This is a genomic window from Citrobacter sp. Cf125 (assembly GCF_030333935.1).
Classification (GTDB): domain Bacteria; phylum Pseudomonadota; class Gammaproteobacteria; order Enterobacterales; family Enterobacteriaceae; genus Citrobacter; species Citrobacter freundii.
Window position 1 is genome coordinate 121,761 of sequence record NZ_JAOWEY010000025.1, and the last position, 15,970, is coordinate 137,730.

Sequence of the window (15,970 nt, forward strand, 5' to 3'; positions counted from 1 at the left end):
TTATGAGGACATAAATGTCTGTCGGAATTGATCACTTCGTAATGAGTTTATATGAATTTTTCGGGCGAAAGATGAAAATATATAAAATAGTGATCATTATAGCGGGTTTGTTTGTTTTGCAGGGTTGTGATAGTCAGGAAACGAAAGTTAAAAAATTACTAAAGTGTGGTTTGGCAGTTAATGAGATAGGTAATTCCCTGGCACAAGAAAATTACGAAAAAAACGGTGTCACGGCTATATTTGGCCGCTCACCACCGCATATTAGCTCTTATGACATGATGAGAATAGGTCAGGATGCCAGAGATGAGTTATGGATGAATGGCCGAAACCGTAGAGGAGAGGCCCAAAGAATAATTGAAGAGTATGAAGAGAGCTACTGTGTTGACATACACCAGGTTCCGGATGATGAAAATATTAAAAAATTAAAATTGATGTTGCGATTATGAAAAGCAGAAGGAGAGACTATTGACGCCACTCTTTATTGATATGGCCCTGGCCTCTTTACAAGAGACCAGGTTCAGCATCTGGCTACTTAAGCTTGCCTCGTAATCCTTCATAGACATCCAGTGCTTTCTGCACATTTGCCTCGTCCATCGATATCTCTGAGAAGTCGATAAACCAGGTACCGGAGCTATGTTTATTAATGACAAAGAGCTTTTTGCTCTGAACAACACGATACTCAACATCGTATTCTTTGTTAAACGTTGAGCCTGTATCAGGAATGGTGAACGTTGTTGTTACACCTGAATCATTTGGATCCCATTTTAAGAAGCCAGAATAAAGTGTGATCCAGTTTTCAAGATTGCTTTTCGTGACATAGCCGAATTGGGTAACCACATTACCGCCGTTATAAATAACGATCATTGCATAATCGCCATCGTCATCGAGGCGTAAAGTCCCATGGAAAGCATCATTATATTTAGGATCTTTTGGCAGCTGAATATCGATGCCCGTTTTGTACTGTGTCCAGGGGTAGTAAAAGGCTGGTTTGCCTGGTGTGGAGCATCCTGTTAAAAACATAATTAATAGTAAACCAAGTACTTTCTTCATTACCTATCCTATTTCTTAATTATGATATGACCGTTGGATTTACCACGCCATCCATCAATATGTAACGTGCTTCCTGTCGCGTGTATTGATCAATTAACGGTACAAGTCGTCGGAAATGCTCACTGGCACAATGTTCATCGAGAGCCGCATGGTTTGGCCATTCTTCGATAAAAATAAAATGACCCAGATCTTTTTCATCAATATAGAGGTCGTAAGCAATACAATGCGGTTCTTTCTTCGTTGCCGATATTAGCTCACGATACAACGGGAGAACGGTTTCAATAAACTCAGGTTTGATGAAATCCTCAGCAATGACCTTTAACATGCAGCCTCCTGGCAGAAAACGAATGCACACTATGTAATGTAGATATCACTTGGGCAAGACACCACAATGTTATATCGGCAGGTGAGTGAGTCATCCCAGCTATCAATCAGATGATCCGCATAACTGTGATCCATCTCACCTCCCGGCCACCAAAATCTCCTGCGACTCGACGCCGTCCTCTATCTGTTTCGCCACCTTTTGTAAGGCCGGAAGATGCTTTTCCGCGGCCTGTTCGATGGTCATGGCGCTGGCCATATACACCAGATTCAGGCAGCCGATCACCCGCTGTTCGCTACGGATGGGGACAGCGATAGAAGCGATTTTCTCCTCCTGATCCCAGCCGCGAAAGTTCTGGCCAAAACCGTCTTTTCGCGCGCGGGTTAAAATGGCATTGAGCTTCAGCGGTTCGCGCGCAAGCTGGAACGCTTCTCCTGGTCGGGAGGCCAGCATTTCAATCAGTTCCTGACGTTCATTCTCCGGACAGAATGCCAGCCAGGTCAGGCCGGATGCGGTTTTCAGCAATGGCAAACGACGCCCGACCATCGCCCGGTGAAACGACAGGCGGCTGAAGCGGTGGGTTGTTTCACGTACCACCATCGCGTCCACATCCAGCGTGGAAACGTCGGTCGGCCAGATGACCTCGCGCAGCAAATCCCCCAGCAGCGGGGCGGCTAGTGCGGAAATCCACTGCTCGTCACGAAATCCCTCGCTGAGCTGGCGGACTTTAATGGTTAAGCGAAAGCTGTCATCGGACAGGCTGCGCCGAACATAACCCTCGTCCAGCAGGGTTTCCAGCAGCCGTCTGACCGTGGTGCGATGCAGGCCGCTTAACTCAGCAAGTAAGCCAACACTGGCCCCACCATCGAGCCGGTTTAACATATTTAATAACATTAATCCGCGCGTTAATCCGCGTACGGTTTTGTACTCAGTGCTCTCGTCATTTTTCATATTCATTGACAAATCTACAGGTAAAACAACGTTGTGCACTTAGTGCACATCCAGGCATGTTTTGATTGTAGCGCAAAAACTCACTCCTATACTGACCGCACAACAAAAAATTATTCACATATTTTTAACAAAACAAATTGCGCCTCACCAGGGTCCGCAATTGCGTTTTGTCCGAGTCGTGAGGTTCTGAAATGACAACAAAAAACCCGGATATCCAACCCGCTGTGCAGCACACCGTTCAGGTCGCGATTGCTGGTGCCGGCCCGGTGGGGCTAATGATGGCCAACTATCTTGGCCAGATGGGCATTGACGTGCTGGTGGTGGAGAAGCTCGACACGCTGATCGACTATCCCCGAGCCATCGGCATTGACGATGAAGCGTTGCGCACCATGCAGTCTGTGGGGCTGGTCGAGCGCGTTTTGCCGCACACCACGCCGTGGCACGCGATGCGCTTTCTCACGCCGAAAGGCCGCTGCTTTGCTGATATCCAGCCGATGACCGACGAATTTGGCTGGTCGCGCCGCAATGCGTTTATTCAACCACAGGTGGATGCGGTGATGTTGGAAGGGCTGTCGCGTTTTCCCAACGTGCGCTGCCTGTTCTCCCGCGAACTGGAAGCCTTTAGCCAACAGAACGGTGAAGTAACGCTGAATCTGAAAGCTCCGGACGGCCAGCGCGAAACGGTGAAGGCCCAGTGGCTGGTGGCATGCGACGGCGGCGGCAGCAACGTCAGACGCTCGCTGAATGTGCCGTTTGAAGGCAAAACCGCGCCGAATCAGTGGATTGTGGTGGATATTGCCAACGATCCGCTCAGCACACCGCATGTGTATCTGTGCTGCGATCCGGTGCGCCCGTATGTCTCCGCTGCGCTGCCGCACGCGGTGCGTCGCTTTGAATTTATGGTGATGCCGGGGGAAACCGAAGCGCAGCTCAGTGAACCGCAGAATATGCGTCAGCTTTTGAGCAAAGTGCTGCCGAACCCGGACAACGTCGAGCTGATCCGCCAGCGCGTGTATACCCATAACGCCCGTCTGGCCGAACGTTTTCGCATTGACCGCGTGCTGCTGGCGGGCGATGCGGCGCATATTATGCCGGTCTGGCAGGGGCAGGGGTACAACAGCGGCATGCGCGATGCTTTCAATCTGGCGTGGAAACTGGCGCTGGTCATTAAGGGCAAAGCCGGTGATGCGCTGCTGGATACCTACCAGCAGGAACGCCGCGACCACGCCAAAGCAATGATCGATCTCTCCGTGACCGCTGGCAACGTGCTGGCGCCGCCAAAACGCTGGCACGGTGCGGTGCGCGACGGGGTTTCCTGGCTGCTGAATTATATTCCGCCGGTCAAACGCTACTTCCTCGAAATGCGCTTTAAGCCGATGCCGCAATACCATGTGGGAGCACTGGTGCGTGAGGGTGACGTGAGAACGTCTCCGGTCGGCAAGATGTTTATCCAGCCGAAGGTGACGCTGGAATCGGGCGAAGTGACGCTGCTCGACAACGTTATTGGACCGAATTTCGCGGTGATTGGCTGGGGCTGTAACCCGCTATGGGGCATGAGCGAGTCGCAGATCCAACAGTGGCAGGCGCTGGGGACGCGTTTTATCCAGGTCGTGCCGGATACGCAGATACATACCGATCAGGATAACCACGACGGCGTTACCCGCATTGGTGATACGCAAAACCGCCTGCGCGCGTGGTTTGCCCAGCACAACGCCGCGCTGGTGGTAATGCGCCCGGACCGCTTCGTGGCCGCCATCGCCATTCCGCAAACCCTGGGCAGCACCCTGAATAAACTGGCGTCGGTGATGACACTTACCCGCGCTACTGCCGATATTCCTGTTGAAAAGGTTGCCTGATATGCACGCTTATCTTCACTGTCTTTCCCACTCGCCGCTGGTGGGCTATGTCGACCCGGCTCAGGCTGTGCTTGACGAGGTTAACGGCGTGCTCGCCAGCGCCCGGGCACGTATTGCGGCGTTCGACCCGGAACTGGTAGTGCTGTTTGCCCCCGATCACTACAACGGTTTTTTCTACGACGTGATGCCGCCGTTCTGTTTAGGCGTGGGAGCCACGGCGATCGGCGATTTCGGCAGCGCGGCGGGGGAACTGCCGGTGCCGACAGATCTCGCTGAAGCCTGCGCCCACGCGGTGATGAAAAGCGGCATCGATCTTGCCGTGTCCTACAACATGCAGGTCGATCACGGCTTCGCGCAGCCGCTGGAGTTTTTGCTCGGCGGTCTGGATAAGGTGCCGGTGTTGCCGGTGTTTATTAACGGCGTCGCCACGCCGCTGCCGGGCTTTCAGCGTACCCGCATGCTCGGGGAAGCGATTGGCCGTTTCGCCAGCTCGCTGAATAAGCGCGTGCTGTTTTTAGGCTCCGGTGGTCTATCGCATCAACCGCCGGTCCCGGAGCTGGCGAAGGCTGATGCCCATATGCGTGACCGCCTGCTCGGCAGCGGCAAACAGTTACCTGAAAACGAGCGCGAGCTGCGCCAGCAGCGGGTGATCAGCGCCGCCGAGAAGTTCGTGGTCGATCAAAACACGCTGCACCCGCTGAACCCTGTCTGGGATAACCGCTTTATGAGCCTGCTTGAGCAGGGGCGTTTGCAGGAGCTGGACGCGGTCAGTAACGAAGAGCTGTCCGCGATGGCGGGCAAATCAACGCACGAAGTTAAAACCTGGGTTGCCGCCTTTGCCGCCATTTCTGCCTTTGGCAGTTGGCGCAGCGAAGGTCGTTATTACCGCCCGATCCCGGAGTGGATCGCCGGATTCGGCTCTCTGAGTGCCACTACGCAGAACTAAAACAGAACTGAATATGCAGGAGAACATCATGACTTATCAACCGCAAACCGAAGCCGCTACCAGTCGTTTTCTGGAGGTGCAGGAAGCAGGCGAAACACTACGCGTGCATTTCAATGACTGTGGACAGGGCGAAGAGACCGTCGTGCTGCTGCACGGCTCCGGTCCTGGCGCGACGGGCTGGGCAAACTTCAGCCGCAATATTGATCCGCTGGTACAGGCCGGATACCGGGTGATCCTGCTGGATTGTCCTGGCTGGGGCAAAAGCGATGGGATCGTTAACCGCGGTTCGCGATCTGATCTCAACGCTCGCATTCTGAAAAGCGTAGTCGATCAATTGGATATTCAAACAGTCCACCTGCTGGGTAACTCGATGGGCGGTCACAGTGCTGTGGCGTTTACCCTGAGCTGGCCGGAGCGCGTGGGCAAACTGGTGCTAATGGGTGGCGGAACGGGCGGCATGAGTCTGTTTACCCCGATGCCGACCGAAGGTATCAAGCGCCTGAATCAGCTATACCGCGAGCCGACCATCGAGAACCTGAAGCTGATGATGGAGATCTTTGTCTTCGACACCAGCGACCTGACCGAGGCATTGTTTGAGGCACGACTGAATAACATGCTGTCGCGTCGCGATCACCTGGAAAACTTTGTCCAGAGTCTGGAGGCCAACCCGAAACAGTTCCCGGATTTCAGCCCGCGTCTGGGTGAAATCAAAGCCCAGACCCTGATTGTCTGGGGACGCAATGACCGCTTTGTGCCGATGGATGCCGGTCTGCGCCTGCTCTCCGGAATTGCCGGTTCTGAGCTGCATATCTACCGCGACTGCGGGCACTGGGCGCAGTGGGAGCATGCGGATGCCTTTAACCAGCTGGTGCTGAATTTCCTCGCACGCCCTTAAGGAACGGACATGACGAATCATAATATTGAGCAGCTGGCCGCCGATTTACGTCAGGCTGAAGAAAAAGGGGAAGCTATCGCCCCACTGCGTGAATTGATTGGTGTGGACAACGGCGAAGCGGCCTACGCCATTCAACGCATCAACGTGCAGTATGAAGTGGCGCGCGGGCGTCGCGTGGTCGGGCGCAAAGTAGGGCTGACACACCCGAAAGTGCAGCAGCAGCTTGGCGTCGATCAGCCGGACTTCGGTACGCTGTTTGCCGACATGTGCTACGGCGATAACGACACCATTGCGTTTGAGCGCGTGCTGCAACCGCGTATTGAAGCGGAAATCGCGCTGGTGCTGAACCGCGATCTGCCCAATGCCGACACTACTTTTGACGAGCTGTATAACGCCATCGAGTGGGTGCTGCCCGCGCTGGAAGTGGTCGGCAGCCGTATCCGTGACTGGTCAATCAAGTTTGTTGATACCGTGGCGGATAACGCCTCCTGCGGGGTGTATGTGGTCGGCGGCCCGGCACAGCGTCCGGCAGGATTAGATCTGAAAAACTGCGCGATGAAAATGACGCGCAACAACGAAGAGGTTTCCAGCGGACGCGGCAGCGAATGCCTGGGACATCCGATCAACGCCGCCGTCTGGCTGGCGCGCAAAATGGCCAGCCTCGGCGAGCCGCTACGTGCCGGAGATATCATTCTCACCGGTGCGTTAGGCCCGATGGTGGCGGTGAATGCGGGCGATCGTTTCGAGGCCCATATCGACGGTATTGGTTCAGTTGCCGCCACTTTTTCAGCGGCGGTTACAAGAGGAAGTCAGTCATGAGTAAGCGTAAAGTCGCCATTATCGGCTCCGGCAACATCGGTACCGATTTGATGATAAAAATTCTGCGTCACGGGAAGCATCTGGAAATGGCGGTGATGGTCGGTATCGATCCAGATTCTGATGGTCTGGCGCGTGCCCGACGCATGGGCGTTGCCACCACCCATGAAGGGGTGACAGGGCTTATCGCCATGCCGGAATTCGCCGACATCGACATTGTTTTTGATGCCACCAGCGCAGGCGCGCATGTGAAGAACGACGCCGCGCTGCGCGCCGTTAAACCAGCGATCCGCCTGATCGACCTGACGCCCGCGGCAATCGGCCCGTACTGCGTGCCTGTGGTGAATCTGGAGGCCAACGTTGATCAGCAGAACGTTAATATGGTGACCTGCGGCGGGCAGGCGACTATCCCGATGGTGGCGGCAGTTTCTCGCGTGGCAAAAGTCCATTACGCCGAAATTATCGCCTCGATAGCCAGTAAATCTGCGGGTCCAGGCACGCGCGCTAATATCGATGAGTTTACCGAAACCACCTCGAAGGCGATTGAAGTGGTTGGCGGCGCGGCAAAAGGTAAAGCGATTATCGTCCTTAATCCAGCCGAGCCGCCGCTGATGATGCGCGACACGGTGTATGTGCTGAGCGAAGCGGCCTCTGAGGTTGAAGTTGAAGCATCGATTAATGAGATGGCGGCGGCGGTGCAGGCGTACGTGCCGGGCTATCGTCTGAAACAGCGTGTCCAGTTTGAAGTCATCCCGCAGGATAAACCGGTCAATCTGCCGGGCATCGGCCAGTTCTCCGGGCTGAAAACCGCGGTGTATCTGGAAGTGGAAGGCGCGGCGCACTATTTACCTGCCTATGCGGGCAACCTCGACATTATGACCTCCAGCGCGCTGGCGACCGCTGAGAAAATGGCGCAGTCACTCACTCGTCAGGCAGGAGAAGCAGCATGAACGGTAAAAAACTCTATATCTCTGACGTGACCCTGCGCGACGGCATGCACGCCATTCGTCATCAATATTCGCTGGAAAACGTGCGCCAGATTGCCAAAGCGCTGGACGACGCGAGGGTGGATTCCATTGAGGTGGCGCACGGCGACGGTCTGCAGGGTTCCAGTTTTAACTATGGCTTTGGCGCGCACAGCGACCTGGAGTGGATTGAAGCGGCGGCGGACGTGGTCAAGCACGCCAAGATCGCCACGCTGCTGTTGCCGGGCATCGGCACGATTCATGACCTGAAAAATGCGTATCAGGCTGGGGCGCGCGTCGTACGCGTGGCGACCCACTGCACCGAAGCGGACGTGTCGGCCCAGCATATTCAGTATGCGCGTGAACTGGGCATGGACACCGTCGGCTTTCTGATGATGAGTCATATGACCACGCCGGAAAACCTCGCACAGCAGGCGAAACTGATGGAAAACTACGGTGCGACCTGTATCTATGTGGTCGATTCAGGCGGGGCGATGAACATGTCTGATATCCGTGACCGCTTCCGCGCCCTGAAAGCGGTGCTGAAGCCGGAAACAGAAACCGGGATGCACGCCCACCACAACCTGAGCCTTGGCGTGGCGAACTCGATTGCTGCGGTAGAAGAGGGTTGTGATCGTATCGATGCCAGCCTGGCCGGTATGGGCGCAGGCGCAGGCAACGCGCCGCTGGAGGTGTTTATCGCCGCGGCGGATAAGCTTGGCTGGCAGCACGGCACCGATCTGTATGCGCTGATGGACGCCGCCGACGATCTGGTGCGTCCGCTGCAGGACCGCCCGGTGCGGGTGGACCGCGAAACGCTGGCGCTGGGCTATGCCGGCGTGTACTCCAGCTTCCTGCGCCACTGCGAAGTGGCGGCGGCGCGTTATGGCCTGAGCGCGGTAGATATTCTGGTTGAACTGGGCAAACGCCGGATGGTGGGCGGCCAGGAAGATATGATCGTCGACGTGGCGTTGGATCTGCGCAACAGAAAATAAAAATGATTACGCGGCTGGCAACGTATCAGCCGCGATTCACCTGCATCGTGACCTCAGAGGTACATCTTATGACTACCCGTACCCCCGCATCCTCATCCCGCCTGACGTTGACCGTCGGGCTGTGTTTTTTAGTCGCCCTGATGGAAGGGCTGGATTTACAGGCCGCCGGGATCGCTGCCGTCGGTATCGCCCATGCGTTTGCATTGGATAAAATGCAGATGGGCTGGATCTTCAGCGCGGGCATTCTTGGGCTGCTGCCCGGCGCGCTGGTGGGTGGCATGCTGGCCGATCGCTATGGCCGCAAACGCATTCTTATTGCCTCCGTGGCGCTGTTCGGCCTGTTCTCACTGGCGACGGCGATATCCTGGGATTTCTCATCGCTGGTGTTTGCTCGCCTGATGACCGGTGTTGGGTTGGGTGCGGCGTTGCCGAATCTGATCGCGCTGACTTCTGAGGCGGCGGGCCCGCGTTTTCGTGGTACGGCGGTGAGCCTGATGTATTGCGGTGTGCCGATTGGCGCGGCGCTGGCGGCAGCACTCGGTTTTAGCGGTCTGGCCTCTGCCTGGCAAACCGTGTTCTGGGTCGGCGGGGTGATCCCGCTGCTGCTGGTTCCGCTGTTAATGCGCTGGCTGCCGGAATCACAGGTTTATACCCAACAAACGCAGGTGGCTGCCGCGCCGCTGCGCGCTCTGTTTGCGCCAACCACCGCGACAGCCACGCTGCTGCTGTGGCTGTGCTATTTCTTCACCCTGCTGGTGGTGTATATGCTGATCAACTGGCTGCCGATGCTGCTGGTCGAGCAGGGCTTTCAGCCCTCGCAGGCAGCAGGCGTGATGTTTGCTCTGCAAATCGGCGCGGCCAGCGGGACGTTAATTCTCGGGGCGTTGATGGACAAACTGCGTCCGGTGGTGATGTCGCTGCTGATCTACACCGGGATGCTGGCATCACTGCTGGCGCTGGGCACGGTATCGTCATTGAGCGGCATGTTGATGGCTGGATTTGTGGCGGGGATGTTTGCCACCGGTGGGCAAAGCGTGTTGTATGCGCTGGCACCGTTGTTTTACAGCACGCAGATCCGCGCCACCGGCGTTGGTACCGCTGTCGCCGTCGGGCGTCTGGGCGCGATGAGTGGTCCGTTGCTGGCAGGAAAAATGTTAGCGCTCGGCACCGGAACGGTAGGGGTGATGGCGGCTTCTGCGCCGGGGATATTGCTGGCAGGGCTGGCGGTATTTATTCTGATGAGTCGCAAATCGCAGATGCCGATCCCTGCCAGCGGTGCTTAAACGCTCATTCGGTAGTATGAGCAGGGAGATACGGTTCCCACTTCCGGGTGAACGCCAGCCGGTGAGGACGTTGCCAGAGTTTACATAAAGCCTGGCAACGGAGGCGTTATGAGCTGGCGGCCCTTTTTGTATTTGATTATTAATCCCCATCCGATATTAAGCGCCCGGCGCGGGCATTTGCGCCTGGTGCAGGGTTGACTTTGCATTCTGTTAACAAACGCGGTATAACAAACCTTCTTTGGATGTTTAGATGTCCATACGTTTAGAAGGTTATATGCAAACAACACAACAAAATGCGCCACTGAAGCGCACAATGAAAACGCGTCACCTGATAATGCTCTCCTTAGGCGGCGTGATTGGCACAGGGTTATTCTTCAATACCGGGTACATCATCTCCACTACCGGGGCGGCGGGAACGCTGCTGGCTTATCTGATTGGCGCGCTGGTGGTCTGGCTGGTTATGCAGTGTCTGGGCGAGCTTTCGGTCGCGATGCCGGAGACTGGGGCGTTTCACGTCTATGCTGCGCGTTATCTCGGCCCCGCAACGGGATATACCGTAGCCTGGCTCTACTGGCTGACCTGGACTGTGGCGCTGGGGTCGAGCTTTACCGCCGCCGGATTCTGTATGCAGTACTGGTTTCCACAGGTGCCGGTTTGGGTCTGGTGTGTGGTGTTCTGCGCGATTATTTTTGGTCTGAACGTCATCTCCACGCGCTTTTTTGCCGAAGGGGAGTTCTGGTTCTCGCTGGTAAAAGTGGTCACTATCATCGCCTTTATAATCCTCGGCGGGGCGGCGATTTTTGGTTTTATCCCGATGCAGGATGGCTCACCCGCGCCTGGACTGAGTAATATCACGGCGGAAGGCTGGTTCCCACACGGTGGCTTACCGATCCTGATGACGATGGTGGCGGTGAATTTTGCTTTTTCGGGAACCGAGCTTATCGGCATTGCCGCCGGAGAAACAGAAAACCCGCGCAAGGTCATTCCGGTAGCGATTCGTACCACTATCGCGCGACTGATTATTTTCTTTATCGGCACCGTGTTTGTGCTGGCGGCGCTGATCCCGATGCAGCAGGCGGGCGTGGAGAAAAGCCCGTTTGTGCTGGTGTTTGAGAAGGTGGGTATTCCTTACGCCGCCGATATTTTTAACTTCGTGATCCTGACGGCTATTCTATCCGCGGCGAACTCCGGGCTGTATGCCTCCGGGCGCATGCTGTGGTCGCTGTCGAATGAACGTACGCTACCGGCCTGTTTTGCGCGAGTAACGAAAAACGGCGTGCCGCTGACGGCGCTGTCGGTCAGTATGCTCGGTGGTGTACTGGCGCTGTTTTCCAGCGTGGTGGCCCCGGATACGGTATTTGTCGCGCTGTCGGCAATCTCCGGGTTTGCGGTGGTGGCGGTGTGGCTGAGTATTTGCGCTTCACACTTCGTCTTTCGCCGCCGTCATCTGCAGCAGGGTAAGGCATTGAGTGAATTGCATTATCGCGCGCCGTGGTATCCGCTGGTGCCGGTACTGGGATTTGTGCTGTGCCTGGTGGCTTGTGTCGGGCTGGCATTCGATCCAGCGCAGAGAATTGCGCTGTGGTGCGGGTTACCGTTTGTGGCAGTGTGTTATGGTGCTTATTTCCTTACTCAACCGCGTAAAACCAAACAGGAGCCCGAACATGTCGCAGAATAATCCGTTAAGCGCCATCCTCGATAAACAGGATTTCCTGCTGCTCGATGGTGCGATGGCGACGGAGCTGGAAGCGCGTGGCTGTAACTTAGCCGATAGTCTGTGGTCAGCCAAAGTGCTGGTCGAAAATCCGGAGCTTATCCGCGAAGTCCATCTCGATTACTACCGGGCGGGGGCGCAGTGCGCGATCACCGCCAGCTATCAGGCGACGCCGGCGGGCTTTGCCGCGCGAGATCTGGATGAAGCGCAGTCGAAAGCGCTGATTGGCAAAAGCGTGGAGCTGGCGCGTAAAGCCCGCGAAGCGTATCTGGCAGAGAACCCGCAGGCGGGCACGCTGCTGGTAGCAGGATCGGTCGGGCCTTACGGTGCGTATCTGGCGGATGGTTCTGAATACCGTGGTGATTACCAACGTAGCGCTGAAGAGTTTCAGGCGTTTCACCGCCCGCGCGTGGAAGCCTTGCTGGATGCCGGGGCCGATCTTCTGGCCTGTGAAACCCTGCCAAATTTTGCCGAAATTAGCGCGCTGGCTGAGTTATTGACTGCATATCCGCGTGCGCGGGCGTGGTTCTCATTTACCCTGCGCGACAGCGAGCACCTGAGCGACGGTACGCCGCTGCGTGACGTGGTTGCGTTGCTGGCGGATTATCCGCAGGTGGTGGCGCTAGGTATTAACTGCATTGCGCTGGAAAACACCACCGCTGCGTTGCAGCATTTACACAGTTTAACGGCGCTGCCGCTGGTGGTGTATCCGAACTCGGGCGAGCAGTATGATGCCGTGAGCAAAACCTGGCATCATCACGGTGAGCATTGTTCGCATCTGGCGGATTATCTGCCGCAGTGGCAGGCCGCTGGCGCACGGTTGATTGGCGGGTGCTGTCGCACCACGCCGAAAGATATTGCCGCGCTAAAAGCGCGAAGCTGAGAGTTTATCGGGCCTGCATCGTTCACTGTAGGCCTGATAAGCGCATCAGGCATTGCCGGATGGTGGCATAAGCGCCTTATCCGGCCTACAAAGCCACAAAACGTTATGCTGCATCCGCCAGAACAAACATGCCGTACGGATGGATTTCGAGATAATACTGCTCGCCGACGTCCGGCTGTAAACGCGTAGCGTTGACCTGCAATAAGATCTCCTGCCCGTGCCATTCCACCGTGACTTCATACTGGGGGCCCATATAGGCCACGTGGCGGATCACGCAGCGCTGACTCTCTTCGCCGCGATCGCTGAGCGTGATCGCTTCCGGGCGCACGCCGACCATGCCTTCGCCTTGCGTATCAAAGTGCAGCGGGCGCGGCAGGTGGTAGCCGTAGATATCAACGTATTGGTCACTGAAGGTGGCCGGGAACAGGTTGGCGTCACCCATAAAACTTGCCATAAAGCGCGAGGCGGGCTGGCGGTAAAGATCCTGCGGTGAACCGATCTGCATGATGTGTCCCTTGTTCATCACCAGCACGGTATCGGAAACCGCAAAGGCTTCGCTTTGATCGTGGGTGACGTACAGCGAGGTGATATCAAACTGCTTTTGCAGTTCGCGGATCTTGTCGCGCATGCTGCGACGCAGGTTGGCGTCGAGGTTACTCAACGGCTCATCAAACAGCAGCACTTTCGGCTTGAGGATCAATGCGCGGGCCAGCGCTACGCGCTGCTGCTGACCGCCGGAGATCTGATCAACATAGCGTTCTTCGAATCCTTCCAGATCGACCATCGCCAGTGCCTCTTTGACACGGGTTTTCACCTCAGCGCGGGACACGCCGAGCATCTTCAGGCCGTAACCAACGTTCTCTCCCAGCGACATATGCGGGAACAGGGCATAGGACTGAAACACCATACAGATATCACGCTGCTGAATTGAGCGATGGGTGACGTCTTCGCCATCAATGAAAATCTGCCCTTCGCTCGGTTTTTCCAGCCCGGCGACCAGGCGCAAAATGGTGGTTTTACCGCAACCGGACGGGCCGAGCAGCGTCACCATTTGCCCCTGCGGGATGGTGAGGTTGATATTGTCAATTACCGTATTACTGCCAAATCGTTTGGTGACGTTGCGCAGTTCAACGAAATTTTTCTGAGTCATAGTGCGCTCCATTACGCCTGGTTTTTGGCTTTTGAACGGGAGGTACGTGATTCACCGATCAGCCAGTCAAAGATGAAAATAATCGCCAGCATCACCACGATCAGAATGGAACCGTAGGCAATCGCCACACCGTATTCGCCGTCTTCCACGCGGTTCAGGATGTAGGCCGTGGCCACGCGGGTATCCGGCGTGACGAGGAACACAATGGCGCTGACGGTGGTAATGGCGCGCACAAAGCTGTAAATCAGCGCCGAAAGGATCGCCGGGCGTAGCAGCGGCAGCAGGATATGCGTAATGGTACGCAGCGAACCGGCGCGCAGGCTGAGCGAGGCTTCATCCAGTGATTTATCGATCTGGCCTAAGCCCGCGATACCCGCGCGAATGCCGACCGGGACGTTACGCATTACCATCGAGATAATGACAATCGCCGCCGTACCAGTGAGGTACACCGGGGCGCTGTTAAAGGCCAGAATGTACGATACGCCCGCGACGGTGCCCGGGACGGCAAAGCACAGCATGGTGGTGAACTCGATGGTCTTCTTGCCCTTAAACTGTTGGCGCACGACTACCCAGGCGATCAGCAGGCCGAAGATGGCGGTGATCGGCGCGGCAATACCGGCGTAGAGCAGGGTGTCGAGCAGTGAAGGCCATGCGCCGTCGCTCATCCCCTGACCGAACAGTTTGGTAAAGTTCGCTAACGTCAGGGTGTAGTCCACGCCCCAGTTAACGGTGAAACTGCCGTAGAAAATGCTGCCGTACAGCAGGGCGTTAAAGGCAATCCACACCGCCAGCAGCGCGACCACGCTCCATACCAGCGTCACAGGTAACGGCTGCACGTCGCCCCGGTAGGATTTACCGGAAACGGTGACGTATGAGCGTTTACCAATCCACATATATTGCACGCAGAACACCAGCAGCGAGAACAGCAGCAGGAATGCGCCCAGCGTACTGGCGGCCTGGTAGTCGAGCTGCGAACCGGTGATGTAGAAGTAGATTTGCGTTGCCAGCACGTCGAAGTTTCCGCCGAGCACCAGCGGGTTACTAAAGTCAGCCAGCGACTGCACAACCACAATCAAAAAGGCGTTGGCCAGTGCTGGTTTCAGTAGCGGGACAAACACGCCGTTAAAGGTCTGCCAGCGGCTGGCACGCAGGGTATATGACGCTTCTTCCAGCGACGGATGAATGGTTTTAATTGCTCCGTCGAGGATCATAAACGCCATCGGAGTGAAGGCCAGCACCTGCGCCAGCCAGATGCCGGTAAAACCGTACAGCCAGTTGGTGTTGGTTAAGCCAAACCATTCGACCATAAATTCGGTGATGTAGCCGGAGCGTCCCATCATCAGCGTGACGCCTAAACCCACGACAAACGGCGGGGTGACGATCGGCAAAATCGAGAAGATACGTCCGATTATGGCGCTGCGTCTGGCGATCCGGGTGGTATAGATAGCCAGTACCAGACCAAAGAAGGTACAGCCGATGCCGACGGCAATCGACAGCATAATCGAGTTGAGGATCACCTGAATGATATGTGCCTGCGACAGCACATTCATAAACGCCAGCGGGGCAAATTCCCCGGCGTCGTTGGTGAACATCGGAATAAAAATAGCGATACTCGGCCAGACGATAAAAATACCGATTAGCGCGACAATCGCGGTGAGCGAACCGATGACGAAACGGTCGCCGCCCAGCCATTCCAGACGGGTGAGCGCCAGGGTCATGATCGCGCCAAGTGCTACAAACAACACAATGGTGGCATAGCCTAAGCCACGCCCCTCAAGAGTCGCGCTGGCGACGATAAACGCCATACAGAAAAAAGCCCAGCCCGCATCAAGATAATGGCGGCCGCGCTGTTCGCGCCTGGCCTCATGGAACGGACGCACCAGTAGCAGGCTCGGCAGCAGATACCATAACCAACTGATATTGAACTGTGACCAGCCGTAGGCGGCGAGTATTTCCTCGCCTGTCGATTCCAGCAGACCGTAGTCCAGGCTCCAGCTTGGCAACAGGGCAAACGCCAGCCAGCCAAGCAAAACCCAAAGAAATATCGCATCCCGTTTTTTCACGGGATGGAGTGCAAGTGTGTGTGACATAGCGGTTCCGGTATTCCAGGCCGGATGCGGTATTAACGCCGCACCCGGCAAATG

At 56.1% G+C, this 15,970-nt stretch carries 15 protein-coding genes; 10 read left to right on the forward strand and 5 right to left on the reverse strand.

Translation table 11 applies throughout. The annotated features are described in order from the left end of the window. Positions 1-14: 14 nt before the first annotated feature. Complete coding sequence (locus tag OGV89_RS17285; protein WP_003838647.1) at positions 15-446, forward strand: hypothetical protein; 432 nt, start codon at positions 15-17, stop codon at positions 444-446. Positions 447-528: 82 nt separating this feature from the next. Here OGV89_RS17285 and OGV89_RS17290 read toward each other — a convergent pair whose 3' ends face one another. The 3 genes from OGV89_RS17290 to OGV89_RS17300 all read right to left on the reverse strand — a co-directional run bounded on the left by OGV89_RS17290 (position 529) and on the right by OGV89_RS17300 (position 2,323). After that, complete coding sequence (locus OGV89_RS17290; protein ID WP_003838645.1) at positions 529-1,050, reverse strand: hypothetical protein; 522 nt, start codon at positions 1,048-1,050, stop codon at positions 529-531. Positions 1,051-1,069: 19 nt separating this feature from the next. Then, positions 1,070-1,375 carry a putative quinol monooxygenase gene (locus OGV89_RS17295; RefSeq protein ID WP_049002700.1) on the reverse strand — a complete coding sequence of 102 codons (306 nt, stop codon included), beginning with the start codon at positions 1,373-1,375 and terminating at the stop codon, positions 1,070-1,072. Between the two features lie 135 nt (positions 1,376-1,510). Then, positions 1,511-2,323, reverse strand: a complete 813-nt coding sequence (locus OGV89_RS17300) for a DNA-binding transcriptional regulator (protein WP_286559358.1) — start codon at positions 2,321-2,323, stop codon at positions 1,511-1,513. 191 nt (positions 2,324-2,514) lie between these two features. Between OGV89_RS17300 and OGV89_RS17305 the strand changes: the two genes are divergently transcribed. From OGV89_RS17305 to mmuM, 9 genes are all read left to right on the forward strand, one after another. Beyond that, positions 2,515-4,179, forward strand: coding sequence for a bifunctional 3-(3-hydroxy-phenyl)propionate/3-hydroxycinnamic acid hydroxylase (locus OGV89_RS17305; protein WP_286559031.1), 1,665 nt, complete (start codon positions 2,515-2,517; stop codon positions 4,177-4,179). Position 4,180: 1 nt separating this feature from the next. Then, entirely contained in the window at positions 4,181-5,125 is a 945-nt protein-coding gene (gene mhpB, locus OGV89_RS17310) for a 2,3-dihydroxyphenylpropionate/2,3-dihydroxicinnamic acid 1,2-dioxygenase (protein ID WP_049002702.1), read from the forward strand. A 28-nt stretch (positions 5,126-5,153) separates the two neighbouring features. Beyond that, on the forward strand, positions 5,154-6,020 hold the full coding sequence (gene mhpC, locus OGV89_RS17315) for a 2-hydroxy-6-oxonona-2,4-dienedioate hydrolase (RefSeq protein ID WP_016149676.1): 867 nt from the start codon (positions 5,154-5,156) through the stop codon (positions 6,018-6,020). Positions 6,021-6,029: 9 nt separating this feature from the next. Next, positions 6,030-6,839: a 2-keto-4-pentenoate hydratase gene (mhpD, locus tag OGV89_RS17320; protein ID WP_061549853.1), complete on the forward strand. Its 810-nt coding sequence runs from the start codon at positions 6,030-6,032 to the stop codon at positions 6,837-6,839. Then, positions 6,836-7,786 carry an acetaldehyde dehydrogenase gene (mhpF, locus tag OGV89_RS17325; RefSeq protein WP_003838629.1) on the forward strand — a complete coding sequence of 317 codons (951 nt, stop codon included), beginning with the start codon at positions 6,836-6,838 and terminating at the stop codon, positions 7,784-7,786. The genes mhpD and mhpF overlap by 4 nt, the downstream gene beginning before the upstream one ends. Then, positions 7,783-8,796, forward strand: coding sequence for a 4-hydroxy-2-oxovalerate aldolase (mhpE, locus tag OGV89_RS17330; protein ID WP_003021379.1), 1,014 nt, complete (start codon positions 7,783-7,785; stop codon positions 8,794-8,796). Before mhpF ends, mhpE begins: the two co-directional genes overlap by 4 nt. Before the next feature lie 68 nt (positions 8,797-8,864). Continuing rightward, positions 8,865-10,079, forward strand: coding sequence for a 3-(3-hydroxy-phenyl)propionate transporter MhpT (mhpT, locus tag OGV89_RS17335; RefSeq protein WP_008320943.1), 1,215 nt, complete (start codon positions 8,865-8,867; stop codon positions 10,077-10,079). A gap of 274 nt (positions 10,080-10,353) precedes the next feature. Next, entirely contained in the window at positions 10,354-11,757 is a 1,404-nt protein-coding gene (gene mmuP, locus OGV89_RS17340; RefSeq protein ID WP_046669946.1) for an S-methylmethionine permease, read from the forward strand. Beyond that, positions 11,744-12,676, forward strand: coding sequence for a homocysteine S-methyltransferase (gene mmuM / locus OGV89_RS17345; RefSeq protein ID WP_061549851.1), 933 nt, complete (start codon positions 11,744-11,746; stop codon positions 12,674-12,676). Before mmuP ends, mmuM begins: the two co-directional genes overlap by 14 nt. Before the next feature lie 103 nt (positions 12,677-12,779). Here the strand turns inward: mmuM and fbpC are convergent, their stop codons facing one another. Both fbpC and OGV89_RS17355 read right to left on the reverse strand, forming a co-directional pair. Then, positions 12,780-13,826, reverse strand: coding sequence for a ferric ABC transporter ATP-binding protein (fbpC, locus tag OGV89_RS17350; protein ID WP_071687712.1), 1,047 nt, complete (start codon positions 13,824-13,826; stop codon positions 12,780-12,782). Positions 13,827-13,837: 11 nt separating this feature from the next. Beyond that, complete coding sequence (locus OGV89_RS17355; RefSeq protein WP_003838617.1) at positions 13,838-15,916, reverse strand: ABC transporter permease; 2,079 nt, start codon at positions 15,914-15,916, stop codon at positions 13,838-13,840. Positions 15,917-15,970: the final 54 nt, after the last annotated feature.

What these genes read in the sequence shown, in the direction of transcription:
- OGV89_RS17285 (WP_003838647.1), top strand. Translation starts at nt 15, where the DNA reads ATGTCTGTCGGAATTGATCACTTCGTAATGAGTTTATATGAATTTTTC.
- mhpC (WP_016149676.1), top strand. Translation starts at nt 5,154, where the DNA reads ATGACTTATCAACCGCAAACCGAAGCCGCTACCAGTCGTTTTCTGGAG.
- fbpC (WP_071687712.1), bottom strand. Translation starts at nt 13,826, where the DNA reads ATGACTCAGAAAAATTTCGTTGAACTGCGCAACGTCACCAAACGATTT.
- OGV89_RS17295 (WP_049002700.1), bottom strand. Translation starts at nt 1,375, where the DNA reads ATGTTAAAGGTCATTGCTGAGGATTTCATCAAACCTGAGTTTATTGAA.
- OGV89_RS17355 (WP_003838617.1), bottom strand. Translation starts at nt 15,916, where the DNA reads ATGTCACACACACTTGCACTCCATCCCGTGAAAAAACGGGATGCGATA.
- mhpD (WP_061549853.1), top strand. Translation starts at nt 6,030, where the DNA reads ATGACGAATCATAATATTGAGCAGCTGGCCGCCGATTTACGTCAGGCT.
- OGV89_RS17305 (WP_286559031.1), top strand. Translation starts at nt 2,515, where the DNA reads ATGACAACAAAAAACCCGGATATCCAACCCGCTGTGCAGCACACCGTT.
- mhpB (WP_049002702.1), top strand. Translation starts at nt 4,181, where the DNA reads ATGCACGCTTATCTTCACTGTCTTTCCCACTCGCCGCTGGTGGGCTAT.
- mmuM (WP_061549851.1), top strand. Translation starts at nt 11,744, where the DNA reads ATGTCGCAGAATAATCCGTTAAGCGCCATCCTCGATAAACAGGATTTC.
- OGV89_RS17300 (WP_286559358.1), bottom strand. Translation starts at nt 2,323, where the DNA reads ATGAAAAATGACGAGAGCACTGAGTACAAAACCGTACGCGGATTAACG.
- mmuP (WP_046669946.1), top strand. Translation starts at nt 10,354, where the DNA reads ATGCAAACAACACAACAAAATGCGCCACTGAAGCGCACAATGAAAACG.
- mhpE (WP_003021379.1), top strand. Translation starts at nt 7,783, where the DNA reads ATGAACGGTAAAAAACTCTATATCTCTGACGTGACCCTGCGCGACGGC.
- OGV89_RS17290 (WP_003838645.1), bottom strand. Translation starts at nt 1,050, where the DNA reads ATGAAGAAAGTACTTGGTTTACTATTAATTATGTTTTTAACAGGATGC.
- mhpT (WP_008320943.1), top strand. Translation starts at nt 8,865, where the DNA reads ATGACTACCCGTACCCCCGCATCCTCATCCCGCCTGACGTTGACCGTC.
- mhpF (WP_003838629.1), top strand. Translation starts at nt 6,836, where the DNA reads ATGAGTAAGCGTAAAGTCGCCATTATCGGCTCCGGCAACATCGGTACC.